At 69.4% G+C, this 23,089-nt stretch carries 24 protein-coding genes; 19 read left to right on the forward strand and 5 right to left on the reverse strand.

What is annotated here, in order from left to right; genetic code table 11:
• The first annotated feature begins 6 nt into the window (after positions 1 to 6).
• Both dapB and RWN05_RS15550 read left to right on the forward strand, forming a co-directional pair.
• Positions 7 to 825: a 4-hydroxy-tetrahydrodipicolinate reductase gene (gene dapB / locus RWN05_RS15545; RefSeq protein ID WP_314140226.1), complete on the forward strand. Its 819-nt coding sequence runs from the start codon at positions 7 to 9 to the stop codon at positions 823 to 825.
• Between the two features lie 11 nt (positions 826 to 836).
• Positions 837 to 1,259: a hypothetical protein gene (locus RWN05_RS15550; protein WP_399543085.1), complete on the forward strand. Its 423-nt coding sequence runs from the start codon at positions 837 to 839 to the stop codon at positions 1,257 to 1,259.
• A 23-nt stretch (positions 1,260 to 1,282) separates the two neighbouring features.
• On the opposite strand, the gene RWN05_RS15555 is transcribed toward RWN05_RS15550, so the two are convergent.
• From RWN05_RS15555 to RWN05_RS15570, 4 genes are all read right to left on the reverse strand, one after another.
• Entirely contained in the window at positions 1,283 to 2,173 is an 891-nt protein-coding gene (locus RWN05_RS15555) for a TIGR01777 family oxidoreductase (RefSeq protein ID WP_314140227.1), read from the reverse strand.
• Positions 2,174 to 2,212: 39 nt separating this feature from the next.
• Positions 2,213 to 2,638 carry an OsmC family peroxiredoxin gene (locus RWN05_RS15560; protein ID WP_064294452.1) on the reverse strand — a complete coding sequence of 142 codons (426 nt, stop codon included), beginning with the start codon at positions 2,636 to 2,638 and terminating at the stop codon, positions 2,213 to 2,215.
• A 128-nt stretch (positions 2,639 to 2,766) separates the two neighbouring features.
• Positions 2,767 to 3,267: a DUF4395 domain-containing protein gene (locus RWN05_RS15565; protein ID WP_071262311.1), complete on the reverse strand. Its 501-nt coding sequence runs from the start codon at positions 3,265 to 3,267 to the stop codon at positions 2,767 to 2,769.
• On the reverse strand, positions 3,264 to 3,713 hold the full coding sequence (locus tag RWN05_RS15570) for a thioredoxin family protein (protein WP_231884286.1): 450 nt from the start codon (positions 3,711 to 3,713) through the stop codon (positions 3,264 to 3,266). Before RWN05_RS15570 ends, RWN05_RS15565 begins: the two co-directional genes overlap by 4 nt.
• A 93-nt stretch (positions 3,714 to 3,806) precedes the next feature.
• Between RWN05_RS15570 and dapA the strand changes: the two genes are divergently transcribed.
• From dapA to dapF, 16 genes are all read left to right on the forward strand, one after another.
• Complete coding sequence (dapA, locus tag RWN05_RS15575) at positions 3,807 to 4,784, forward strand: 4-hydroxy-tetrahydrodipicolinate synthase (RefSeq protein ID WP_064294450.1); 978 nt, start codon at positions 3,807 to 3,809, stop codon at positions 4,782 to 4,784.
• 20 nt (positions 4,785 to 4,804) lie between these two features.
• Positions 4,805 to 6,481, forward strand: a complete 1,677-nt coding sequence (locus tag RWN05_RS15580) for a ribonuclease J (RefSeq protein WP_064294449.1) — start codon at positions 4,805 to 4,807, stop codon at positions 6,479 to 6,481.
• Positions 6,482 to 6,628: 147 nt separating this feature from the next.
• Positions 6,629 to 7,621 carry a hypothetical protein gene (locus RWN05_RS15585; protein WP_071262310.1) on the forward strand — a complete coding sequence of 331 codons (993 nt, stop codon included), beginning with the start codon at positions 6,629 to 6,631 and terminating at the stop codon, positions 7,619 to 7,621.
• A complete protein-coding gene (locus tag RWN05_RS15590; RefSeq protein ID WP_064294447.1) occupies positions 7,618 to 8,322 on the forward strand; it encodes an ABC transporter ATP-binding protein in 705 nt (234 codons plus the stop codon). Before RWN05_RS15585 ends, RWN05_RS15590 begins: the two co-directional genes overlap by 4 nt.
• Positions 8,315 to 9,553, forward strand: a complete 1,239-nt coding sequence (locus RWN05_RS15595; protein WP_139205492.1) for an ABC transporter permease — start codon at positions 8,315 to 8,317, stop codon at positions 9,551 to 9,553. The genes RWN05_RS15590 and RWN05_RS15595 overlap by 8 nt, the downstream gene beginning before the upstream one ends.
• Positions 9,554 to 9,611: 58 nt before the next feature.
• Positions 9,612 to 10,103 (forward strand): GNAT family N-acetyltransferase, encoded by a 492-nt coding sequence (locus tag RWN05_RS15600; protein ID WP_064294446.1) that lies wholly within the window; start codon positions 9,612 to 9,614, stop codon positions 10,101 to 10,103.
• Positions 10,104 to 10,180: 77 nt separating this feature from the next.
• Entirely contained in the window at positions 10,181 to 13,075 is a 2,895-nt protein-coding gene (locus tag RWN05_RS15605; RefSeq protein WP_071262309.1) for a DNA translocase FtsK, read from the forward strand.
• A gap of 2 nt (positions 13,076 to 13,077) precedes the next feature.
• Complete coding sequence (pgsA, locus tag RWN05_RS15610) at positions 13,078 to 13,686, forward strand: CDP-diacylglycerol--glycerol-3-phosphate 3-phosphatidyltransferase (protein ID WP_071262308.1); 609 nt, start codon at positions 13,078 to 13,080, stop codon at positions 13,684 to 13,686.
• The gene (locus tag RWN05_RS15615) at positions 13,683 to 14,198 is read left to right on the forward strand and encodes a CinA family protein (protein WP_071262307.1); all 516 of its coding nucleotides are present in this window, start codon (positions 13,683 to 13,685) and stop codon (positions 14,196 to 14,198) included. Before pgsA ends, RWN05_RS15615 begins: the two co-directional genes overlap by 4 nt.
• A gap of 219 nt (positions 14,199 to 14,417) precedes the next feature.
• A complete protein-coding gene (locus tag RWN05_RS15620; protein ID WP_056012120.1) occupies positions 14,418 to 14,726 on the forward strand; it encodes a helix-turn-helix domain-containing protein in 309 nt (102 codons plus the stop codon).
• Between the two features lie 92 nt (positions 14,727 to 14,818).
• Positions 14,819 to 15,043 carry a DUF3046 domain-containing protein gene (locus tag RWN05_RS15625; RefSeq protein ID WP_064294442.1) on the forward strand — a complete coding sequence of 75 codons (225 nt, stop codon included), beginning with the start codon at positions 14,819 to 14,821 and terminating at the stop codon, positions 15,041 to 15,043.
• A gap of 281 nt (positions 15,044 to 15,324) precedes the next feature.
• Positions 15,325 to 16,467, forward strand: coding sequence for a recombinase RecA (gene recA, locus RWN05_RS15630; protein WP_079002686.1), 1,143 nt, complete (start codon positions 15,325 to 15,327; stop codon positions 16,465 to 16,467).
• 26 nt (positions 16,468 to 16,493) lie between these two features.
• The gene (locus RWN05_RS15635; protein ID WP_314140230.1) at positions 16,494 to 17,369 is read left to right on the forward strand and encodes a RecX family transcriptional regulator; all 876 of its coding nucleotides are present in this window, start codon (positions 16,494 to 16,496) and stop codon (positions 17,367 to 17,369) included.
• A gap of 35 nt (positions 17,370 to 17,404) precedes the next feature.
• Positions 17,405 to 19,006 carry a tRNA (N6-isopentenyl adenosine(37)-C2)-methylthiotransferase MiaB gene (gene miaB / locus RWN05_RS15640; protein WP_079002684.1) on the forward strand — a complete coding sequence of 534 codons (1,602 nt, stop codon included), beginning with the start codon at positions 17,405 to 17,407 and terminating at the stop codon, positions 19,004 to 19,006.
• Complete coding sequence (gene miaA, locus RWN05_RS15645) at positions 19,003 to 19,917, forward strand: tRNA (adenosine(37)-N6)-dimethylallyltransferase MiaA (RefSeq protein WP_314140231.1); 915 nt, start codon at positions 19,003 to 19,005, stop codon at positions 19,915 to 19,917. The genes miaB and miaA overlap by 4 nt, the downstream gene beginning before the upstream one ends.
• Before the next feature lie 9 nt (positions 19,918 to 19,926).
• A complete protein-coding gene (gene dapF / locus RWN05_RS15650) occupies positions 19,927 to 20,808 on the forward strand; it encodes a diaminopimelate epimerase (protein WP_314140232.1) in 882 nt (293 codons plus the stop codon).
• Positions 20,809 to 20,813: 5 nt separating this feature from the next.
• Here the strand turns inward: dapF and RWN05_RS15655 are convergent, their stop codons facing one another.
• Entirely contained in the window at positions 20,814 to 21,437 is a 624-nt protein-coding gene (locus RWN05_RS15655) for a methyltransferase (RefSeq protein ID WP_314140233.1), read from the reverse strand.
• Between the two features lie 41 nt (positions 21,438 to 21,478).
• On the opposite strand from RWN05_RS15655, the gene hflX reads away from it, so the two are divergent.
• Positions 21,479 to 23,083 (forward strand): GTPase HflX, encoded by a 1,605-nt coding sequence (gene hflX, locus RWN05_RS15660; RefSeq protein ID WP_314140234.1) that lies wholly within the window; start codon positions 21,479 to 21,481, stop codon positions 23,081 to 23,083.
• The last annotated feature ends 6 nt before the right edge of the window (positions 23,084 to 23,089 follow it).

The raw sequence follows: 23,089 nt of genomic DNA on the forward strand, positions 1-23,089 counted from the left end.
GAGGGCATGACGACACGAGTGGCGCTGGCCGGCGCGAGCGGCAAGATGGGCCGACTGTTCACCAGCATCATCGGTTCACTCGACGACTTCGAGCTGGTCGCATCGCTCGGTTCCTCGAGCGAGCTGAGCGAGATGGACGAGGCGGACCTCGTCGTCGACGTCACGGTCCCGGGTGTCAGCCAGCGGATCGTCGACCACGCCGTCGCTCAGGGCATCAACGTGCTCGTCGGGACGAGCGGCTGGTCGGCCGAGCGTATCCAGCGACTCGACCGTCGGCTCGCCGAGCTGCCCGAGCAGGGCGTCGTCATCATCCCCAACTTCTCGCTGGGGTCCGTCCTGTCGACGAGTCTCGCGACCATCGCGGCCCGCTTCTTCGACTCGATTGAGATCATCGAGTCCCACCGCGACACGAAGGTGGACTCGCCCTCCGGGACCGCCGTGCGCACCGCCGAGTTGATGATGGCCGCTCGTGGCGACCGTGGGCCCGTCGCCGCTCCGCACACCGACCAGCGGGCGAGGGGACAGCAGGTCTCGAGCATCCCGATCCACAGCCTGCGGCTCCAGGGCGTCGTCGCCCGCCAGGAGGTCGTGTTCGGTGGCGTCGACGAACTCGTCACGATCACCCACGACACGATCTCGCCCGCATCCTACGAGCGGGGCATCCGGCTCGCCCTCGTCGCCGCCCGCGACGCCCGGGGGGTCACCGTCGGTCTCGACAGTCTGCTCGACCTCGGACTCGATCGCCCAGGGCCGGCGGGTCGGCGGCCCGCCCAGGGGGCGCCCGAGCACGTCTCCGGCCAGGCCGCGGCGGCCAGCGCCCTGTGAAGACCCGCGTCATGGTCGCGGTCATCGCGGCCCTGCTCGTCCTCTACATCGTCCTCGTCGGGTACCGTGCCGTCGTCCTCCTCGGCACGGGCGAGCCTGTCGGCGTCGCCATGGGTGCGGCGCTCATCGTCCTGCCGATCCTCGGCGTCTGGGCGCTCTGGCGCGAGATCGCCTTCGGGCTGGGCGCCGAGCGACTCGGAGTCCGCCTCGAGGCCGAGGGCGGCCTTCCGCCCGAGCAGGTCGAGACCCGCGAGAGCGGCCGGCCGATGCGTGATGCCGCAGACGAGTTGTTCCCGAAGTACCGCGACGCGGCCGAGGCCGCTCCCGACGACTGGCGATCCTGGTACCGCCTCGGACTCGTCTACGACGGTGCCGGAGACCGCCGCCGCGCACGGCAGGCCATCCGACAGGCGATCCGGCTCTCGCGGAGCTGACCGGAGCGGCGGCGTCCCGTCGTTCAGTCGCGGGCGAGTGCTTCGGCCAACGCCTGCTCGACGGTCGGCGTGCTGAACGTGAAGCCGTCGTCCAAGAGCCGACGAGGTTCGACGCGCTGATCGCTCAGCAGCAGTCCGTCGGCGGCGTCGCCGAGGAGAGCCTTCAGGGCGAACGTCGGGACGCGCAGCAGATAGGGCCGGTTCATCCGTCTGGCGAGCTCGAACATGAGGTCGTCGGCGCGGGCGGCCTGCGGACCGCACAGGTTCACCGGTCCGGAGAGCGTCGAGGTCAGCAGGTGGGTGATCGCCCGGACCTCGTCCTGCAGCCCGATCCACGGCCAGAACTGGCGGCCCGAACCGAGCGGACCGGCGACCCCGAACCTGGTGAGCGGTGCCAGCGGCTTGAGCACGCCTGCCAGGTCGACGACGATGCCGTTGCGGAGCAGCACGGTGCGGACGGCGTCGGGCGCCGCGAGCGCCGAGTCCTCCCAGGCGACGACGACGTCGGCGAGGAATCCGGCCCCTCTGGAGGAGTCCTCCGTGAGGGTCTCTCCGGGACGGTTGCCGTAGTACCCGACCGCCGAACCACTGAGGAAGGCGGCCGGTGGCTGCTCCGCCCGGTTCATGGCGTCGACGAGGGTACGGGTGGCGCTGAGTCGTGACCAGAGGATCGTGGATCGGTAGGCCGCCGTCCACGGCAGCTTGCCGAGGGAGGCCCCGGAGAGGTTGACGACCGCGTCGGCGCCGCTCAGGACTCGCGGGTCCAGCGTTCCTGCCAGCGGATCCCACTCCGCTTCTCCGGCACCGCGCGCCGGACGTCGTACGAGCCGGACGACCTCATGGCCGTCGGTCTCGAGGGAGCGCCCGAGCGCCGTTCCGATGAGCCCGGAGGCCCCGCCGATCACGATGCGCATGCGCGTCGCCTTCCTGGTCGTGCTGCTGGACGGTGGTGGTTACGCGAGGCTGGCTTCGAGGGTGATCGGGATGCCGGCGAGCGCCTGCGAGACCGGACAGCCGTCCTTCGCCGCCGTGGCGATGCGCTCGAAGTCGGCCTCGGAGATGCCGGGCACGACCGCGCTGACGAGCAGGTGGCTGCCGGTGATGCCGGTGCCGGGGGTGAAGGAGACCGCTGCGGTCGCCTGGATGCGCTCCGGCGGGAATCCGGCGCTCGTGAGTTCGTTGGCGAACGCCATCGAGTAGCAGGAGGCGTGCGCAGCCCCGAGCAGTTCCTCCGGGGTCGTCGTCGTGTTGGATCCCTCGGAGCGTGCCTTCCAGTCGACCGCGAACTCGGCCGCTTCGGAGGTGTCGAGGCTCGTGTGCCCCGATCCCTCGAAGAGCGTGCCGTTCCAGACCGTCGTGGCTTCGCTTGTTACCGCCATGGTGCAACCTCCATCGTCGGGCCGTGCAGGAGCGCATCGGCACTGGTGTTCGTGGGGTCAGCCTAACCGGATCGACCTGGACGGTCACCCCGTCGACAAACGGTGTCGTCAGGTGCTTCGGGCCGCCGTCACGCCTGTCGCCCGATGACACGGGCACGGAGGAGGAGCACATACAGGCGGCAGCCGAGGCAGAACCCGAACGCCGCGTTGAGGAAGGCGGCGACGAAGGCGGCACCGGCGGAGACGGCGAGGGATCCCGGCACCCCGATGAGGTGCAGCACGAGTCCGATCGCGACCACCACCAGGCCGACGCCCTGGGCGAAGGTCGGTGGTTCAGGTGCCTCGAGTTCGGTGGGCGGGCCGAGCCTCGGGCGGATGAGGCGTCGGAAGACGACGCCGTACGGGTGGCGTCGGATCCCGGCGAACGCGCCCCACGCGAACAGGGCTGCGATGACGACGAGGAGGACGAAGGCCGGTTGGCCGGCCCGCGCGGGCGGCGTGTCGGCGAGCGGCGCCGTCAGCGCGAGGAAGACGGCGACGAGGAGGAGCACGGCGGTCATGGTCGCGCCGAACCGCGGGCTGCGCGGGTCGATGCCGGTCGGCTGTGCTGCTGGAGGGTTCGAGGTCATGCCGGTCTCCCGAGGACGGATCGCAGCTCGCCGGCGAGCACCGCACGGCGTGCGGCCCCGGAGAACCGACCGCGCACGATCCCGGCGCGGTCGAGGAGGAGGACGGTGGGCGTCTGCAGGACGGCGAAGCGGTCCGCGAGGTCGGGACGGTGGGTCAGGTCGACGTCGAGGACGCCCACGCCCGCCTCCCCGTCGGCCAGCTCGTGCAGCAGTCGTCTGGTGCCGGGGCACAGGGCACAGAACTCGGTGCTGAACTGCACCAGGGTGGCCGATCGGCCGAGCGGAGTGGTCGTCCCGAGTGCCGCCGGCGAGAGGCGGTCGCCGTCGGTGCGGTGCGTCGCACGCCCGCTCCGTGCACGCACGATCAGACCCACCGCCGTCGTGGACAGGACGAGGACGAGGATCAGTGAGAGGGCGGCCGTCGGGTGCATGGTGTCCGTCAGCATAGGGTCCGGGTACCGGTCCCTGAGCCTCTGTGACGCGAGGTGACGCCTGTGCGGATGGTGACCCGCACGAGGGAAACCCGATAGCCTGAGAGCGTGTCGCGTGCAGAGAACCCCTTCGGTCAAGTCCTCGTCGCCCTGGTGACGCCGTTCACCGCCGACGGCGAGGTCGACTGGAAGGCCGTCGAGCGACACATCGACGACGTCGTGACCGCGGGGGCCGACGGCATCGTCGTCACCGGCACCACGGGTGAGACGTCGACGCTGACGGACCCGGAGAAGGTGAAGCTCGTCGAGGTCGGCAAGGCCGTCGCGGGCGGGCGCGCGAAGATCATCACCGGTGGTGGCTCCAACGAGACGGCCCACGCGATCGAGCTCGCGAAGAAGAGCGAGCAGGCGGGCGCCGACGGCAACATGATCGTCACCCCGTACTACAACAAGCCCACCCAGGCCGGCGTGCTCACCCACTTCCGCATGATCGCCGACTCCACGGATCTGCCCGTCATCCTCTACGACATCCCGGGGCGGACCGGCATCCCCATCACCTATGAGACGATCCTGCGTGCGGCCAAGCACCCGAACATCCTCGCGGTGAAGGACGCCAAGGGCGACCTCAGTGAGGTGAGCCGGGTCATGAACCAGACGGACCTCATGTACTTCGCCGGCGACGACGCCAACGCACTGCCGACGCTCGCCATCGGCGGCACCGGCCTCATCGGCGTCACGGCAAACATCGCGCCGACGCCCTACCGACACATGGTCGACGCGGTGAACTCCGGCGACCTCGTCGCAGCGACCGCCGCGCACCGGCAGCTCGAGCCGCTCGTGCGCGCGGTCATGACCCACGTCCCCGGCACCGTCGCCGCCAAATACATCTTGCACGGCCTCGGCCGGATCCAGAGCCCGCGGGTACGTCTTCCGCTGGTCGGTCCGGAGGAGTGGGAGGCCGCGCAGATCGAGGATGAGATCGACCTGGTGAAGGACATCCCAGGCGTCGACTTCCGCAACTTCCGGCCAGACCGCAACGCCGCCGCCGGTGGCGCGCTGCCCAAGGTCGCCGGTACGACTCGCTAGACAAACCAGAGGGGGGCTACATGCCCAATACCATCATCGATCCGCCAGTCCTCGAACCGGGGACGCTCCGCGTCATCCCCATCGGAGGACTCGGCGAGATCGGCAGGAACATGACCTGCTTCGAGATCGACGGCAAGATCCTGATCGTCGACTGCGGCGTGCTCTTCCCCGAAGAACACCAGCCGGGCGTCGACCTGATCCTTCCCGACTTCACCTCCATTAAGGACCGGCTCGACGACATCGTCGGGGTCGTGCTCACGCACGGTCACGAGGACCACATCGGCGCCGTGCCCTACCTCCTGAAGCTCCGCAAGGACATCCCGCTGATCGGTTCCGGCCTGACGCTCGCGCTCATCGAGGCGAAGCTCAAGGAACACCGCATCGTCCCCTACACCCTGCCGGTGAAGGAGGGCCAGATCGAGGCGCTGGGGCCGTTCGACCTCGAGTTCGTCGCGGTCAACCACTCGATCCCGGACGCGCTCGCGGTGTTCATCGACACCGACGCCGGCACGGTCCTCGTGACCGGTGACTTCAAGATGGACCAGTTGCCGCTCGACGGCCGCCTGACGGACCTCCGCGCCTTCGCCCGCCTCGGTGAAGAAGGCGTCGACCTCTTCCTCGTCGACTCGACGAACGCCGACGTTCCGGGATTCACGCCGCTCGAGCGGTCCATCGGGCCGGTCCTCGACCAGGTCATCGCGAAGTCCGAGCGCCGCGTCATCGTCGCGAGCTTCTCGAGTCACGTGCACCGCGTCCAGCAGGTCCTCGACGCGGCTCACGCCCATGGCCGGCGGGTCGCGTTCCTCGGTCGGTCCATGGTGCGCAACATGGGTATCGCAGCCGACCTCGGGTATCTGAACGTCCCCGAGGGCCTGCTCATCGACTACAAGAAGGCGAAGGACCTCCCCGAGGACAAGATCGTCTACATGTCGACCGGGTCACAGGGCGAGCCGATGGCCGTCCTCAGCCGGATGGCGAACCTCGACCACGCGATCGAACCGGGCCCGGGCGACACCGTCATCCTCGCCTCGAGCCTCATCCCGGGCAACGAGAACGCGGTCTACCGGGTCATCGACGGCCTGACGAAGCTCGGCGCCACCGTCGTCCACAAGGGCAACGCGAAGGTCCACGTCTCCGGTCACGCGGCCGCCGGTGAGCTGCTGTACTGCTACAACATCCTTCAGCCGAAGAACGTGCTCCCGGTCCACGGCGAGTACCGTCACCTCGTCGCGAACCAGAAGCTCGCGATCGACAGCGGAGTCCCGGCGCAGAACACCTTCATCGGCGAGGACGGCATCGTCATCGACTTGAAGGACGGCGTCGCGAAGGTCGTCGGGCAGCTCGACGTCGGGCTCGTCTACGTCGACGGCTCGACCGTCGGCGAGATCACCGACGCCGACCTCAAGGACCGTCGCATCCTGGCGGAGGAGGGCTTCATCTCGGTCATCGTCGTCGTCGACTCGAAGACCGGGCACATCATCTCCGGCCCCGAGGTGCACGCGAAGGGCTTCGCCGAGGACGACAAGGTCTTCGCCGACATCAAGCCGAAGGTCGCCAAGGCACTCGCCGAGGCGGCGGAGAACGGCGTCCGCGACACGCACGCGCTGTCGCAGGTGATCCGTCGGACCGTGGGCCGCTGGGTCAACACGTCCTTCCGTCGCCGCCCGATGATCGTCCCGCTCGTCATCGAGGCCTGATCACCGGACGGGTCCGTTCGGTCCCACCCGCCAGGAGGCGGTCGGACATCATCCGCGAGGGTGATGTCCGGCCGCCTTCCGCGTTGCTACCTTGGAAGCTCCTATGGCCGCTCGTCACTCCGACTGCGGTGGATTCCGGAGGTCGGCGTGGGCGTTGTCCGCACCTGGGTGTTCCCCATTCTGAAACTGCTCGTCTTCACCGCGATCGCGGTGGCCCTCGTGAAGGTCGCGTTCTTCCCGGACGCACCGCAGGAGGAGGGGCCGACGCAGCCGACCGGGAGCCTCGTGGAACCACAGGTCCAGGCGGCGCTCGGCACCGTGGTCAACACCGTCTCGGTGGAGGGCCAGGTCGTCGCCGACCCGGCCAGCACGGCGAAGTCGACCGTCGCCGGCACCGTCGACGAGGTGTTCGCCGCCAAGGGGGCCGTCCTCGCGGAGGGTGATCCCATCCTCGACGTCAAGACCATCGACGAGGAGGGCAAGGAGCGGTACGTGCAGGTGACCGCGCCGGTCGCGGGCACTCTCGGCAACGTCAAGCTCATCCACGGGCAGTCGGTCCAGATCGGCGACGCGGTGGCGCAGGTGTCGCCGGCCACGTTCTCCATCACCGGGGCGTTGAGCGCCGACAAGCAGTACCGTCTGCTCACCATCCCCGGCGAGGCGACGGTCACCATCAACGGCGGCCCGGCCCCGTTCGTCTGTCCGGCCGTTCGCGTCACGACGCCGTCGAGCGGCGGCGACGAGGAGGAGCCGACGACGGGCGGTGGATCCGGGCAGACACCCGGTGGCAGCGGAACCTCCGTCACCTGCGCGGTGCCCGGTGATGTCCGGGTGTTCGCCGGACTCGCCGCGACGATCGAACTCGCGGGCGGTGTCGCCGAGAACGTCCTCGTGCTGCCGACGACCGCCGTCAAGGGTTCGGCCGGAACCGGGACCGTCTGGGTCGTCGGCGCCGACGGCGCCCAGGAGGAACGGCCGGTCACGCTGGGACTGAACGACGGGCAGCAGGTGCAGATCGTCGACGGCGTCGCCGAAGGCGACTCGGTGCTCCAGTTCGTCCCCGGAGCCGTCGCGCCCGCGCCCGAGGGGTGCACGCCGCTTCCGGACGGCAGCATGGCTTGCGACGGGTCGGTCGGGTGACGCTCCTCGAGCTCCGCGGCGTCACCAGGGTCGTCCAGATCCCCGACGCGCCGCCGCTGACGATCCTCGACGGCGTCGACCTCGAGGTGCACGAGGGCGATCGCGTCTCCATCGTCGGCCGATCGGGTTCGGGCAAGTCGACGCTCCTGAACCTCCTCGGCCTGCTCGACAAGCCGACCTCCGGGTCGCTCGTCTTCGACGGTCGACCGGCGGAACGCCTCGGCTCCGGTGCGCGCGACCGACTGCGCGGCGCCCAGATCGGATTCGTCTTCCAACAGTTCAACCTCCTGCCCGGCCGGACCGCGCTCGAGAACGTGACGACGCCGCTCCTGTATGCCGGCGGACGCTCGTTCTGGCGCCGTCGGGAGATCGCCGCCGCGATGCTCGAACGCGTCGGACTCGGCGACCGCCTCGACGCGATGCCCACGAAACTGTCCGGCGGCGAACAGCAGCGCGTCGCCATCGCACGGTCACTGGTCCGTGGGCCACGGCTCATCCTCGCGGACGAGCCGACCGGCGCACTCGACGTCGAGACCGGCACCTCCGTCATGTCCCTGCTCGATGAGGTGGCGTCCTCCACGGGGGCCGCCCTCGTGACGATCACCCACGACCGGGCCATCGCCCGACTCGCGACGACCCACCACCGTCTCGATCACGGCGTGCTCACCCCCGATCACGAACTGGAGGCCACGGATGTCTAGGATCCTGACCTCGATCGTCGGAGCGGTCGTCGAGGCCGCCCAGGAGTTGCGGATCCATCGTGGCCGGGTCATCCTCTCGCTCATCGGCGTCGGTGTCGCGGTGTGCGCCCTCACGAGCATGGTCGGCATGTCGTCGCTCGCGGCGCAGGCCCAGACCGAGTCGCAGGAACGCTACGGCGGCCGACCCGCCACGCTCATGGCGTCGGTCTACGGCACGGGAGCGGAGCAGCCCGACCCTGAGCTGTACATCACGGCGGTGCACGACCTCGCCGAGCGGTACGGCATCGGGTACGTCTCGCAATCCGGTAGCACCCAGTTGAACGTGCAGTTCGCCGACGGGACCGTGCCGGTACCCGCGACCGTCGTCGACGTCCCCTACGGCGAGATGCACCGCATCAGACTCGACGAGGGCACCTGGTTCCAGGAGGACGACGGCGACCGCCTCGCACCCGCGATCGTCGTGAACCCGGCGTTCTGGCAGCGCCTCGGGTCGCCGCCCATCGAGACGCACCCGACGGTCACCGTCCACGGTGAACATCCGGTCACGGCCGTGGTCGTCGGGGTGTACGCCAGCAACGAGTGGGACACCGAACCGCAGCTGTCGATCCTGCCCGCGGGGACGGCGCTCATCGGTCCGGCGGCCGGCGCCGAGGAGGGCATGGGCCAGCCCGGTCAGCTGCCGCAGTTCGAGTTCTGGGTCCCGAACGCGGACGCCGAGGCCTTCATCCAGCGGATCCAGTCCGACCTGCGTGCCGAACTCGGCGACGCGTACGGCGTCGAGGTGTTCCGCAACGACTTCGGCCAGACAGGAGAGGACCCGCTCCTGTCGTTGAAGCTCGTGGTCGGTGCCGTCGCCGGACTCATCCTCCTGCTCGGAGCCCTCGGGCTGATCAACCTCTCGCTCGTCACCGTCCGCCAGCGCATCCGCGAGATCGGGATCCGACGCAGTTTCGGGGCGACCGCGCCGCGCGTGTTCTTCGCCGTGATGATGGAGAGTGTCGTCGCCACCTTCGTCGCCGGGGTGATCGGTGTCATGCTCGCCGTCGCCGTCGTGAAGAGTCCGATCGTCGAGCAGTTCATCGGTCAAGGGCTCGTGACGGACTTCCCGCCGTTCCCCATCGAGGCGGCGGTCCTCGGGCTGGTCAGCGCGACGGCCGTCGGCGCGATCGCCGGGCTCCTCCCGGCGCTCGTCGCCGTCCGCGTGAAGGTGATCGACGCCATCCGGTACTGAGCGCCGGCGACCCCTCGTGCGTCATCTGCTCGAAACACCGTTGGCGTACCATCCGTCCATGGCGGTCTACTCGATCCGCGAAGCCGCGGTGGCTGATGTGCGCGTCCTCACCGACATGATGGTCGAGGCGGCGAACTGGAACGCCGTCGCGCCCCGTCCCCGGTCCGCGGTCCTCGCCGATGCGCAGCACACCCGGTACGTGCACGGGTGGCGTCGCCCCGGCGACGCCGGGGTCGTCGCCGTCGGGCAGGACGGCGCGCCGGTCGGGGCGTGCTGGTATCGACTCTTCCCGTCCGATGCACCCGGGTTCGGGTACGTGGCGGGCGGCGTCCCCGAACTCATCCTGGGGGTGAGTCCGATCCACCGCGCACAGGGCGTCGGACGGCAGTTGCTCCGCGCGACCGTGCAGCTCGCCAGAGCGGCCGGGTACCAGCGCATCAGCCTGAGCGTGGAGCGGGCGAACCACGCCGTCTCGCTGTACCGCACCGAGGGGTTCGCGACCGTGGACCGTCGGGGGAGCCGCGACACGATGGTCCTGAATCTGCGCTGACCGCCCGGCGGATCGCGGATCGTGGACACCCCGCCAGCTTGCCGGGCTGCGTCGGTGGCGACGAGTACCGTGAACGCATGGCCGCACGTTCCAACTCGACCAGCCGTTCGCGCAGCGCTTCCTCGCCGAGCGGCGCTTCGTCGCGCACCACGAGCACGAAGACGAACACCAAAGCCGGCCCCAAGGCGGGCGCGTCGACGACGAAGCAGCAGAAGACCGTCGCCTATCCGGCCGCCGAGGAGCAGCGCAGTGTGCTGACCTCGATGTGGCTCGGTCTCGCGCACGGCGTCGGTGGAGCGGTCCGCGCCCTCGGTCCCGAGCGCATCGCCAAGGAGGACCGTCGCGACGGCTTCCCCTTCCTGCTCTTCCTGCTCGCCGTCGTCGGTGCCGTCGTCGAGTGGTTCGGCGCGGCCGACCCGGTCGCCCAGACCTTCGACGCCTGGTCGTTCGGAGGCCTCTTCGGCCGACTCGCCTTCGTGCTCCCGGTCATCATGATCGTCTTCGCGGTCTGGCTGTTCCGGCACCCGGCCTCGGTCGACGACAACGGCCGCATCAGCATCGGCCTCGGTCTGCTCCTGATCAGCATCTCGGCGCTCTGCCACATCCACGGTGGCCAGCCGAACCCGAGTCAAGGCCTGCCCGCGTTGGCGCAGGCCGGCGGTCTCCTCGGGTGGATCCTCGGCGCTCCGCTCGCCGCGATCATCACCCCGATCGGCGCGACCGTCCTCATCTCGCTCCTGATCCTCCTCAGCCTCTTCATCGTGACGAAGACGCCCCCGAACCGCGTCGGTGCCCGCGTGCGGCAGTTCTCCACCTGGATGTTCGGCGAGCAGCCGGAGGCACCTGAGGGAGAGCCCGCAGAGCCGAAGCGTGCGCGGACGAAGCGACTCGACGACCTCGACGAGGAACCCGACGAGCCGGCGGCCCTGCCGTGGTGGCGTCGCAACACGAGCCGCCGCGAGGACGACCCGACGTTCGAGGACCCGCTCATGGGCGACAACATGACCGAGCTCCTCGGTCTCGAGAAGCCGTCCGGCGGATTCGACTCGCCGCTCGAACCGGTGGCCGCGCCTGCCGCGTCGCCGAAAGCCGCGCCGGTGCACGACGCCTTCGGCTCCGAGCTCCTCGGCGACCTCGAAGCGGCGGAGAGCGCCGTCAAGCGGTTCAACACGGGCGAGATCAAGCCGCAGACGGGTCTGCACGACGACAGCATCCCCGGCGCGACGGAGGTCATCGAAGACCTCGACCCCGCGCTCCTCGGTGCACCCGACCAGATCGACTTCTCGGCGCGCCCGATGGCGCAGCAGGGCCAGGACGACACGCCCTACCGTCTCCCGTCCGCAGGGACGCTGGCTGCGGGGGAGCCCGCGAAGACCCACAGCGCGGCCAACGACGAAGCGGTCGCCGCGATCACGAGCGTCCTCGACCAGTTCGGCGTCGACGCGAAGGTCACCGGCTTCTCCCGCGGCCCGACCGTGACGCAGTACGAGATCGAGCTCGGCCCGGGCGTCAAGGTCGAGCGCGTGACGGCGCTCAGCAAGAACCTCTCCTACGCCGTGGCGTCCAACGAGGTCCGCATCCTCTCGCCCATCCCGGGGAAGAGCGCCATCGGTATCGAGATCCCGAACACCGACCGCGAGATCGTCACCCTCGGCGACATCCTGCGGTCGACGGCGGCCACGAACAGCAACCACCCGATGACGATCGGCGTCGGCAAGGACGTCGGCGGCGGCTACGTCGTCGCGAACCTCGCGAAGATGCCGCACCTCCTGGTCGCCGGGTCGACCGGCTCCGGCAAGTCGGTCTTCGTCAACTCGATGATCACCTCGTTGCTCATGCGCGCCAAGCCGAGTGAGGTGCGCATGGTCCTCATCGACCCCAAGCGCGTCGAGCTCGCGCCGTACGCGGGCGTCCCTCACCTCATCACGCCCATCATCACGAACCCGAAGAAGGCGGCGGAAGCGCTGCAGTGGGTCGTGAAGGAGATGGACATGCGGTACGACGACCTCGCGAGCTTCGGCTACCGGCACATCGACGACTTCAACAAGGCCGTCGTGGCAGGCGAGATCGTCCTCCCCGCGGGAAGCGAACGCGTGCTGAAGCCCTACCCGTACCTGCTGGTCGTCGTCGACGAGCTCGCCGACCTGATGATGGTCGCGCCCCGCGACGTCGAGGACTCGATCGTCCGCATCACGCAGCTGGCCCGTGCGTCCGGTATCCACCTCGTCCTCGCGACGCAGCGTCCGTCGGTCGACGTCGTCACCGGCCTCATCAAGGCGAACGTCCCCTCCCGCCTCGCCTTCGCCGTCACGAGCGTCACCGACTCGCGGGTCATCCTCGACCAGCCGGGCGCCGACAAGCTCATCGGCCAGGGTGACGCCCTGTTCCTGCCGATGGGCGCGAACAAGTCCATCCGCGTGCAGGGTGCCTGGGTCGGCGAGAACGAGATCCAGCGGGTCGTCGAGCATGTCACCAACCAGGCGCGGCCGGAGTACCGGAAGGACGTCCAGGCCGTCGCGGAGCGCAAGGAGATCGACGCGGACATCGGCGACGACCTCGAACTGCTGCTCGCAGCAGCGGAGCTCGTGGTGTCGACGCAGTTCGGATCGACCTCGATGCTGCAGCGGAAGCTCCGGGTCGGTTTCGCGAAGGCCGGCCGGCTCATGGACCTCATGGAGTCCCGCGAGATCGTCGGCCCCTCCGAGGGTTCGAAGGCCCGAGACGTCCTCGTCACCGCCGAGCAGCTGCCGGGGGTCCTGGCCCGCCTGCGCGGCGAGGACGACGGCTCGGCCGCTCCGGCCCCCGCGGCGGCGGCATCGACAGCAGCTGCGGCCGCTCCGGTCGTCGGCGCTGTCGGCGGCGTCGAGCCCGACCCCTACGGCGCGGACCCGGTCGAGGCCCAGTTCCAGGACTATCCTGAGGTCGAGGGCGGTTCTGACGAAGACGCCTGGAGTCTCACCGGTCGGGAGTAGACATGACGGCATCGAACGCGTCGGCTGCTGAGCCGCGCATCTCGAACTGGAACCTCCCGAACGCGATCACCGTGGCGAGGATCGTGCTCGCGCCCGTGTTCATGTGGATGCTGCTGGCGGACGACGGTTCCGACGGCGCACTGCGGTGGTGGGCGGCACTGCTCTTCGTCGTCGCGATCGCGAGCGACGGCATCGACGGACACATCGCCCGCAGTCGCAACCTCGTGACGGACCTCGGCAAGATCCTCGATCCGATCGCCGACAAGGTGCTGACGGGTGGAGCGCTCGTCGCGTTGTCGATCCTCGGCGAACTGCCGTGGTGGGTCACGATCGTCGTGCTCGTGCGCGAGATCGGCATCACCGTCCACCGCTTCATCGTGATCTCCGACCATGTCGTCGCCGCCGCGTGGATGGGGAAGCTCAAGACCCTGGCGCAGGCCGTCGCGATCTCGCTCGCCCTCGCGCCGTTCTGGGTGCTCCTCGGTGACTGGGTGCTCTGGGTGAACGCGGTGTTCATGACCATCGCCGTGCTCCTGACCATCGCGAGCGGCATCGACTACGTCGTCACCGCCGTTCGCGGGTCGCGCGCCGACCGGCAGGTCGAGCGATGACGTCCGATGCCGTCGAGTCGGCCGACGCCGGTGCCGCCTCGGCGGTCCACGCCCTCATCGACGCCCGGTTGACGATCGGTGTCGCGGAGTCCCTGACCGGCGGGCTGCTGGCCGCGGCCCTCATCAGCGTCCCCGGCGCGTCCGCGACGGTCCGAGGCGGTGTGGTCGCTTACGACACCCGCCTGAAGCACTCGTTGCTCGGAGTCGACGCCGGCCTCCTCGCGCTCCACGGTGCCGTGCACTCGGAGGTGGCCCTGCAGATGGCCGACGGCGCGCGCCGTGCCCTGGCGATCGACGGGCTTCCAGCCGACGTCGGTATCGCGACGACCGGCGTCGCCGGACCGGACCCGCAGGACGGCCAGGCCGTCGGGACGGTCTTCGTGGGCATCGTGACGCGAGCGGGCGGACGGGTGGTGCCGCTCACCCTCGACGGAGGCCGTCAGGAGATCCGACACCGGACCGTCGAGCTCGCGTTGGAGGCGCTCGTTCGCGAACTCGGCGCACTCCAGTGAACGCCGACTCCGATCGGCGGAATACCGTCCGTTTCCATCGCGTTACAGATGACGTATTCACAAGAAAAGCCCAGTGATCCTGGTTACTGTTCGGCATACGGTGGTTGTAATGTTGGCCATCCACGAACGAGACGGCGATCAGCTGGGACGACGTGAATCCGCGTTGCAGAAGCAGAGCGCTGTACGACACGAGGTCGTAGAGCACAGAGGGAGGGTCACGTGGTTCTAGTCCGTCAAGAGATCGGCGACGTGCTGAGGGACTTCCGGTTGCAGAAGGGTCGCACGCTGCGCCAGGTGGCGAGTAAGGCGAGCGTCGCACTCGGATACCTGAGCGAGGTCGAACGAGGCCAGAAGGAGGCATCGAGCGAGATCCTCGCCTCGGTGGCCGACGCCCTCGACACCCCCATCTCCGTCATCATGCGAGAGGTCGGCGACCGCCTCGCGGTCATCGAGGGTCTCTCCCCGAACATCCCGGACACCGTTCCGGACGAACTGGTCAACGAGCTGGACGAACTCGTCTCCCGCTGATCGAGCGAGCACGGCAGCAGAACGCCCCGGGATCCCTCTCCCGGGGCGTTTCCGCGTCCGGACGGACGACGGAGGAAGGGACAGGAGCAGGAATGAAGCTGAGTGAGTTCAGGACGGCCGTGGCCGACGAGTTCGGTGTGGCGTACGGAGCGGTGCTCACCGGTGACCTCGGACTCACCGAGTTCGGCTCGAAGACCGCCGAGGAGGCGTTGCGCGCGGGTGTCCCGCCCCGCGACGTCTGGATCGCGCTGTGTACCGCGACCGACGTGCCGGACGAGCGACGCCACGGTGTCGGACGGCTGCAGCCGGGCGCGTGACGCGTCCCGCCTCACGGGCGAAGCGGTCTTCGACACGCCGCCCGATCGGTATCGAACATCCGTTCTAGTGGTGCTAGTGTCCTCCACAGGATCATTCGTGAGTGCGTTCTGCACGGATCGGGTCGTCCACCGGCGCATGTCGGTGGTGGCGCGTACCGTCGGAGACACCAGGAACGACCGACGCCTTGTCGCCCTCGGGCCCCGATCTTCAGCAGAAGCGGGTCCCGGAACACGCGGCGACAGCCTATAGGCACCCGACACCGAGCAGAGAGAAGCACACCATGCCAAGTCCAGCTGAACGCGAGAAGTCCCTCGAAACCGCACTCGCCCAGATCGACCGTCAGTTCGGCAAGGGCTCGGTGATGCGCCTCGGCAGCGACGAGCGTGCACCGGTCGAGGTCGTCTCCACCGGCTCGATCGCCCTCGACGTCGCGCTCGGCATCGGAGGGCTCCCGCGAGGCCGCATCGTCGAGATCTACGGGCCTGAGTCCTCGGGTAAGACGACGCTCACGCTGCACGCCATCGCGAACGCCCAGCGTGCCGGCGGCATCGCCGCCTTCATCGACGCCGAGCACGCGCTCGACCCCGAGTACGCCAAGAAGCTCGGCGTCGACATCGACTCGCTGCTCGTCTCCCAGCCCGACACGGGTGAGCAGGCGCTCGAGATCGCCGACATGCTCGTGCGCTCGGGTTCCATCGACCTCATCGTGATCGACTCCGTCGCCGCGCTCGTACCCCGCGCCGAGATCGAGGGCGACATGGGCGACTCGCACGTCGGTCTGCAGGCCCGCCTCATGTCGCAGGCACTGCGCAAGCTGACCGGTGGCCTGAACCAGACGAACACGACGATGATCTTCATCAACCAGCTGCGCGAGAAGATCGGTGTGATGTTCGGCAGCCCCGAGACGACCGCCGGTGGTAAGGCCTTGAAGTTCTACGCCTCGGTCCGCCTCGACATCCGTCGCATCGAGACGCTGAAGGACGGCACGGAGGCCGTGGGTAACCGTACGCGCGTGAAGGTCGTCAAGAACAAGATGGCTCCGCCCTTCCGGCAGGCCGAGTTCGACATCCTGTACGGCGTGGGCATCTCGCGCGAGGGCTCGTTGATCGACTTCGGTGTCGAGCACGCCATCGTCAAGAAGGCCGGCGCCTGGTACACCTATGAGGGCGATCAGCTCGGTCAGGGCAAGGAGAACGCCCGGAACTTCCTGCTGAAGAACCCGGACATCGCCGCTGAGATCGAGCGCCGGATCCTCGGCAAGCTCGGTGTCGGCGCCGAGGGTGCCGCCACCAAGAAGGCTGCGGATGCCGCCGCAGCCGAGGTCGCTGCTGCCGAGGCCGCCGCGCTCGAGGCGGCGACCGGTGGAGCCCCGCAGCTCGCAGCCGCCGGCGCATCGAAGTCCGCCGCGAAGCGCAGCGCGTAGCGCGCGCCCCGAACAGCGAGGTCACCATGGTCGTCTCCTTCCCTCCCGCCGGTCCGGCCGACGAATCGTCGGAGCGCTTGGCCCCCGTGACCTCGCTGTTCGGCGGTCGGCGTCAGGCGCCCGATGCGACGGCAGAACCCGACGGCTGGTTCGTCGGGCAGACCGACGAGGCTCCGCTCGTGGCCGCGCCCGTCGCGCGTCCCGTCGCTCCGTTGCGACGGACGTCCACCGAGCGCGTCGAGAGGGAGACCACCCCGCCGGGCGACATGTCGAGCGATGCCCCGGCGGCGACCAGCCCGACGACACCACCCGCGCCCGCCCGGCGGACGCTCGCCTGGACCTCGGTCGTCGAGGCGCCGGAAGACGCCGACGACCGCGCCGAAGCCGATGAGGTCGAGGCTCCGGTCGATCCGGAGGTTCGGCTGGCCGAACTCGACCTGCTCGCGGTGCGACGACTCGCCCGCCGCGGGTGTTCCGAGTGGGAGATCGCGGAGCTCCTCCGCGGCCGCGACGCCGCACCCGACGAGGTCGAGCACGTCCTCGCCGAGCTCCGCCGACGCGGCTATCTCGACGATGCCGAACTCGCACGCCAACTCGTCGAGAGCCTGCACACCCGCAAGGGGCAGTCCCGTGCGGTGATCGGCCGCGAACTCTCCTCGCGACGCATCGACGCCTCGATCGTCTCCGAGGCCCTCGAGGCCATCGACGACGACGACGAGCTCCGACGAGCGCTGGTGGTCGCCGAGAAGCGTGCCGGTCAACTGCGCTCCCTCGATCAGGCGACGGCCGAGCGACGTCTGTCGGCCTATCTCGCGAGACGCGGATACGGCTCGGCGATCATCCGTGAGGCGTGCTCGCGTGCCCTGTCGGGGTCGAAGCGTTCCGGCGTGAGTTTCCGCTGACCGGAGGCGTCTCGGGCCGCGCGTAGACTGCCGGTATGAGCAGCATCGTCGAGACGCCCACGGTCATCAGCGCCTCACCCGCCGCGATCGACGAGTCAGGTCGGCAGCGGAGTTATGAGGTCCGCACCTACGGGTGCCAGATGAACGTGCACGACTCAGAGCGGCTCAGCGGGTCGCTCGAGGCCGCCGGTTACGTCAAGGCGGACGGCGAGCAGGCCGACATCGTGGTCATCAACACCTGCGCGGTCCGCGAGAACGCCGACAACAAGCTGTACGGCAACCTCGGCCACCTGGCATCGATCAAGAAGCAGCGCAGCGGGATGCAGATCGCCGTCGGCGGTTGTCTGGCGCAGAAGGACAAGGAGGTCATCCTCCAGAAGGCCCCGTGGGTGGACGTCGTCTTCGGGACGCACAACATGGGCTCACTGCCGTCGTTGCTGGAGCGGGCCCGGCACAACGACGAGGCCCAGTTGGAGATCCTGGAGGCGCTCGACACCTTCCCCTCCACCCTCCCGACCAAACGCGATTCCAGCTACAGCGGTTGGGTCTCGATCTCCGTCGGGTGCAACAACACGTGCACCTTCTGCATCGTGCCGTCGCTCCGTGGCAAGGAGAAGGACCGTCGCCCGGGCGAGATCCTCGGTGAGCTGCGCGCGCTCGTCGAGGACGGCGCCATCGAGGTGACGCTGCTCGGGCAGAACGTGAACTCCTACGGCGTCGAGTTCGGGGATCGTCAGGCGTTCGGCAAGCTTCTGCGGGCGGCGGGCACGATCGAGGGCTTGGAGCGCGTCCGGTTCACCAGCCCGCACCCTGCTGCCTTCACCGACGACGTCATCGACGCGATGGCCGAGACGCCGAATGTGATGCCGCAACTGCACATGCCGCTGCAATCGGGTTCCGACCGCATCCTCAAGGCGATGCGTCGCTCCTACCGGTCCGAGCGCTTCCTCGGGATCCTCGACCGGGTCCGTGCGCGGATTCCGCACGCGGCCATCTCGACCGACATCATCGTCGGGTTCCCCGGCGAGACGGAGGAGGACTTCCAGGAGACCCTCCGCGTGGTCGAGGCCGCACGGTTCGCCAGCGCCTTCACCTTCCAGTACTCGATCCGAGCGGGTACGCCGGCGGCCACGATGCCCGATCAGATCCCGAAGGCCGTCGTGCAGGAGCGGTACGAGCGCCTCATCGCGTTGCAGGACCGCATCAGTCTCGAGGAGAACCAGCGTCAGGTGGGCCGGCAGGTCGAGTTGCTCGTCGCGGTCGGGGAGGGGCGCAAGAACGACGCCACGCATCGACTGAGCGGGCGGGCCGAGGACTCGCGTCTTGTCCACTTCGAGGTGCCGGCGGGCTCCGAGGTGCCGCGACCGGGTGACGTCGTGACCGTGACGATCACCGAGGCCGCGTCGTTCCACCTCATCGCCGACACACCCGGCGGTGAACCCCTGCGGGTCCGTCGGACGCGTGCCGGAGACGCCTGGGATCGAGCTCAGGCCGATTCCTGCGGTGTGCCGACGACGGCCGCCGCGGCGGAGCCAGGCCGCGTCTCGCTCGGCTTGCCTGGCCTGCGCATCGGGGCACCGACCGTCGGCGTGACCACCTCTCCCATCTACGACCCGAGCGACGGCGAACGCCGGTGACCGGCTTCCTCGCGGTCGTCGGAGCGACCGGGACGGGGAAGTCCGCACTGTCGCTCGAGCTGGCGACCGCTCTCCGCGAGGCGGGCCGTCCAGCCGAGATCGTCAACGCCGACGCCATGCAGTTCTATCGCGGCATGGACATCGGGACCGCGAAGCTGCCCATGGAGGAGCGGCGCGGGATCCCGCACCACCTCTTCGACGTCCTGGACGTCACGGAGGAGGCGTCCGTCGCCTGGTACCAGCCGACGGCTCGTGCGGTGATCGACGAGCTCACCGCGCGTGGGGTGATGCCGATCCTCGTCGGCGGTTCCGGGCTGTACGTCTCGAGCGTCATCCATGACTTCCGCTTCCCGCCGAGAGACCGCGCCCTGCGCGAGCGCCTGGAACGGGAACTCGAGGAGGAAGGGCTCCCGTCGCTCATCGAGCGGATCCGCCTGGCCGATCCCGCGACCGCCGAGCGCATCGACACGGCGAACGCCCGCCGGATCGTGCGCGCACTCGAAGTCCACGAGTTGGCCGAGCGCGGCCACGGTGCGGCGCTTCCGGAACGCCCCGTCCCCTGGCGGCCGGTCGAAGTCATCGGGGTCACGACGCCGCGAGAGGTCCTCGTCGAGCGCCTCGACCGGCGCGTCGAGATGATGTGGGACGCAGGACTCGTCGCGGAGACTGCCGAGCTGCTCGAGCACGGCCTCGAGCAGGGTGTCACCGCCGGCCGTGCGATCGGGTACGCCCAAGCGGTGGCGCAACTGCGGTCGGAGCTCACCGAAGCGGAGGCGATCGCCGAGACCCAGCGTCTGACGAGGCGGTACGCGCGCCGTCAGGTCAGCTGGTTCAAGCGCTATCCGGCGATCACCTGGGTGGAGGGCGGCAGCGCCGAGGCGAGTGAGCTGGCCCGCCGGGTGCGCCCGTAGACTGGTCGGATGGCGTCGACACTCTCCTTCACGAAGGGCCACGGCACGGGCAACGACTTCGTGCTCTTCTCCGATCCTGACGGCAAGGAGGCCCTCGATCCGAGCCAGATCGCGGCGCTCTGCGACCGGCATTTCGGGATCGGGGCCGACGGCGTCATCCGCGCCGTCCGGTCCGCGCACCTCGAAGCCGGGGCTGCCGTGCTCGCTGAAGACCCTGCCGCGGAGTGGTTCATGGACTACCACAACGCCGACGGTTCGGTCGCGGAGATGTGCGGCAACGGCATCCGGGTGTTCCTCCACTACCTGCTCGAGAGCGGGCTCGTGGAGCTGGCTCCCGGCGAGCAGCTCGCCATCGGCACCCGCGCCGGCGTCCGGATGATCGGCTACGACCCGGTCGGCTACGTCGTCGACCTCGGCCGCTGGAGCCTCGACGAGCGCGAGACGCTCGTCCGGGTGAAGGGGCTGCCCGTGGCACGTCCGGGGATCGGGATCGACGTCGGCAACCCGCACATCGTCGTCGCGGTCGCCGACGCCGCCGAACTTGACGGAGCGGAACTGGAGTACGTCCCACAGCTCGACCCCGCACCGCCGCACGGTGCCAACGTCGAGTTGGTCGTCCCGGGTGAGCCGCTCATCGCCGACGGCGTGGCCCGGATCCGCATGCGCGTCCACGAGCGCGGGAGCGGTGAGACCCTGAGCTGTGGCACCGGGACGGCTGCCGCGGCGCTCGCGTTCCGCCACTGGGCGGGCGCGGCGGCTCCGAACGACTGGCGCGTCGAGGTGCCCGGCGGGGTGCTCGGGGTGCGAATGGTTCCCGGCGCAGACGGCGAGCACGTGGTGCTGGCCGGTCCGGCGACGCTCGTCTACTCCGGGACGATCACCCTGGCCTGAGCCGGTCAGGCCGAACGGATCTCCCGGCGCCGGGCGTGCAGGACGCGGAAGCCCTTGGCCATGGCCGCACGTCCGACGTGGAACGACGTCGGCAGCTGCTCCTGCAACCACTTCTGCAGCGAGTCCGAGCCGAGGTTCTTCTGTACGACGAGCCAGGCGTCACCCTCGTCCTCGAGCCGCGGCAACCAGTGCATCAGCATGCGGTGCAGTTCGTCCTTGCCGACGCGGATCGGCGGGTTCGACCAGATGGTCGCGAAGCGGACCGTGTCGGGGACGTCGTCTGGGAGGACGGCACGGATGTTGACGAGTCCGAGGCGCTCCGCGTTGATCCGGGTCAGGTCGAGCGCGCGTTCGTTGACGTCGACCGCCCAGACGGTCGCGTCCGGCGACGCGAGCCCGAGCGACAGGGCGATCGGGCCCCAGCCGCAGCCGATGTCGAGGAGGTCGCCCGTCGGCGGGGGAGGAGGGGTGTTCGCGAGCAGCACCTGGGTGCCCTGATCGAGGTGACCCGGACTGAAGACGCCGCCCGCTGAGACCAGCGAACGGTCGCCGCCGCCGAGGCGTGCGGTGATCGGTTTGAGCTGCAACTCGCTCGCGGGTTCGGCGGTGAAGTAGTGCTCGTTCGACATACAGGAACGGTACCGGACCAGGAGGAAGTAGGGTTAACGCGATGCCTAGACCACCGATGGACGCACCCCAGGACCACGCAGACGACACCGATGTCGATGTCGAGGCGGTGGTGGACGACGCCTCGGTCACCGATCCCGACGACGTCGTCGCACGCGTGCTCACGAGCGCCGCGTCCCGATCGAACGGGTACACCCTGTTCGGCAGCGGTGCAGCGGCCCTGCAGACCGGCGATGCCTCAGGAGGCAGTTCCGACGACGGCGAACAGTACGACCGTGAGGACCGGCAGGCCCTCCGTCGCGTCGCCGGGCTCTCGACCGAGCTCGAGGACGTCACCGAGGTCGAGTACCGGCAACTCCGGCTGGAGAACGTCGTCATCATCGGCGTCTACCCGCAGGGTGCGCTGCACGACGCGGAGAACTCCCTGCGCGAACTGGCAGCGCTCGCGGAGACCGCCGGCGCCGTCGTCCTCGACGGGCTCCTGCAGCGCAAACCGCACCCCGACCCGAGCACGTATCTCGGCCGCGGCAAGGCCCAGGAACTGAAGTCCATCGTCCAGGCGCTCGGCGCCGACACGGTCATCGCCGACACGGAACTCGCACCCAGCCAGCGCCGCGCACTCGAGGACGCGGTCGGCGTGAAGGTCATCGACCGCACGGCGGTCATCCTCGACATCTTCAGTCAGCACGCGAAGAGCCGAGAGGGCAAGGCGCAGGTCGAGCTCGCCCAACTCGAGTACCTTCTGCCCCGCCTCCGCGGCTGGGGTGAGTCGATGAGCCGTCAGGCCGGTGGTCAGGTCGGTGGTGCCGGCGCCGGTATGGGGTCGAGGGGCCCCGGTGAGACGAAGATCGAACTGGACCGGCGCCGCATCCACACCCGGATGGCGAAACTGCGCAAGTCGATCACGGCGATGAAGCCGGCGCGCGAGGCCAAGCGGGCGAACCGCCGCCGCAACACGGTGCCGTCGGTCGCGATCGCCGGTTACACGAACGCCGGCAAGTCCAGTCTGCTGAACCGCATCACGAAGGCCGGCGTCCTGGTCGAGAATTCGCTCTTCGCGACGCTCGACGCGACGGTCCGACGCAACGTGACCTCCGACGGACGCGAGTACACCCTGGCCGACACGGTAGGCTTCGTGCGCAACCTGCCGCACCAGCTGGTCGAAGCCTTCCGCTCGACGCTCGAGGAGGTCGCCGACAGCGACGTCATCGTGCACGTCGTCGACGCCGCGCACCCCGACCCTGCCGGCCAGATCGCCACCGTGCGCGACGTCATCGGTGAGGTCGGAGCTCGGCACATCCCCGAGCTGGTCGTGTTCAACAAGGCCGACCTCGTGGACGACGGCCAGCTGCTCGTGCTCCGCGGTCTCGTCCCGGACGCCGTGTTCGTGTCGGCCCGCACCGGTCTCGGGATCGACGAGCTCATGGAGCGCATCGAGACACTGATCCCGTCGCCGAGCAACGAGGTCCACGTCATCGTGCCCTTCGACCGCGGAGACCTGGTCACGCTGCTGCACGAACGCGGCAAGGTGCTGACGACGGACTACGACGAGCGTGGCACGATCGTGCACGCCCTGGTCGGTGCCGAGCTCGCCGCCGCCCTCGCGCCGTTCGCCGAGGTCGTCCCGGCACCAGCCGTGGCCGGCTGACCCGAC

Source organism: uncultured Plantibacter sp. (assembly GCF_963518075.1).
Classification (GTDB): Bacteria; Actinomycetota; Actinomycetes; order Actinomycetales; family Microbacteriaceae; genus Plantibacter; species Plantibacter flavus_A.

Excerpts from the sequence above, each read along its gene's own strand:
- dapB (WP_314140226.1), top strand. The coding sequence starts at position 7 with ATGACGACACGAGTGGCGCTGGCCGGCGCGAGCGGCAAGATGGGCCGA.
- RWN05_RS15550 (WP_399543085.1), top strand. The coding sequence starts at position 837 with ATGGTCGCGGTCATCGCGGCCCTGCTCGTCCTCTACATCGTCCTCGTC.
- RWN05_RS15555 (WP_314140227.1), bottom strand. The coding sequence starts at position 2,173 with ATGCGCATCGTGATCGGCGGGGCCTCCGGGCTCATCGGAACGGCGCTC.
- RWN05_RS15560 (WP_064294452.1), bottom strand. The coding sequence starts at position 2,638 with ATGGCGGTAACAAGCGAAGCCACGACGGTCTGGAACGGCACGCTCTTC.
- RWN05_RS15565 (WP_071262311.1), bottom strand. The coding sequence starts at position 3,267 with ATGACCTCGAACCCTCCAGCAGCACAGCCGACCGGCATCGACCCGCGC.
- RWN05_RS15570 (WP_231884286.1), bottom strand. The coding sequence starts at position 3,713 with ATGCTGACGGACACCATGCACCCGACGGCCGCCCTCTCACTGATCCTC.
- RWN05_RS15580 (WP_064294449.1), top strand. The coding sequence starts at position 4,805 with ATGCCCAATACCATCATCGATCCGCCAGTCCTCGAACCGGGGACGCTC.
- RWN05_RS15595 (WP_139205492.1), top strand. The coding sequence starts at position 8,315 with ATGTCTAGGATCCTGACCTCGATCGTCGGAGCGGTCGTCGAGGCCGCC.
- RWN05_RS15600 (WP_064294446.1), top strand. The coding sequence starts at position 9,612 with ATGGCGGTCTACTCGATCCGCGAAGCCGCGGTGGCTGATGTGCGCGTC.
- RWN05_RS15605 (WP_071262309.1), top strand. The coding sequence starts at position 10,181 with ATGGCCGCACGTTCCAACTCGACCAGCCGTTCGCGCAGCGCTTCCTCG.
- pgsA (WP_071262308.1), top strand. The coding sequence starts at position 13,078 with ATGACGGCATCGAACGCGTCGGCTGCTGAGCCGCGCATCTCGAACTGG.
- RWN05_RS15615 (WP_071262307.1), top strand. The coding sequence starts at position 13,683 with ATGACGTCCGATGCCGTCGAGTCGGCCGACGCCGGTGCCGCCTCGGCG.
- RWN05_RS15625 (WP_064294442.1), top strand. The coding sequence starts at position 14,819 with ATGAAGCTGAGTGAGTTCAGGACGGCCGTGGCCGACGAGTTCGGTGTG.
- recA (WP_079002686.1), top strand. The coding sequence starts at position 15,325 with ATGCCAAGTCCAGCTGAACGCGAGAAGTCCCTCGAAACCGCACTCGCC.
- RWN05_RS15635 (WP_314140230.1), top strand. The coding sequence starts at position 16,494 with ATGGTCGTCTCCTTCCCTCCCGCCGGTCCGGCCGACGAATCGTCGGAG.
- miaB (WP_079002684.1), top strand. The coding sequence starts at position 17,405 with ATGAGCAGCATCGTCGAGACGCCCACGGTCATCAGCGCCTCACCCGCC.
- dapF (WP_314140232.1), top strand. The coding sequence starts at position 19,927 with ATGGCGTCGACACTCTCCTTCACGAAGGGCCACGGCACGGGCAACGAC.
- RWN05_RS15655 (WP_314140233.1), bottom strand. The coding sequence starts at position 21,437 with ATGTCGAACGAGCACTACTTCACCGCCGAACCCGCGAGCGAGTTGCAG.
- hflX (WP_314140234.1), top strand. The coding sequence starts at position 21,479 with ATGCCTAGACCACCGATGGACGCACCCCAGGACCACGCAGACGACACC.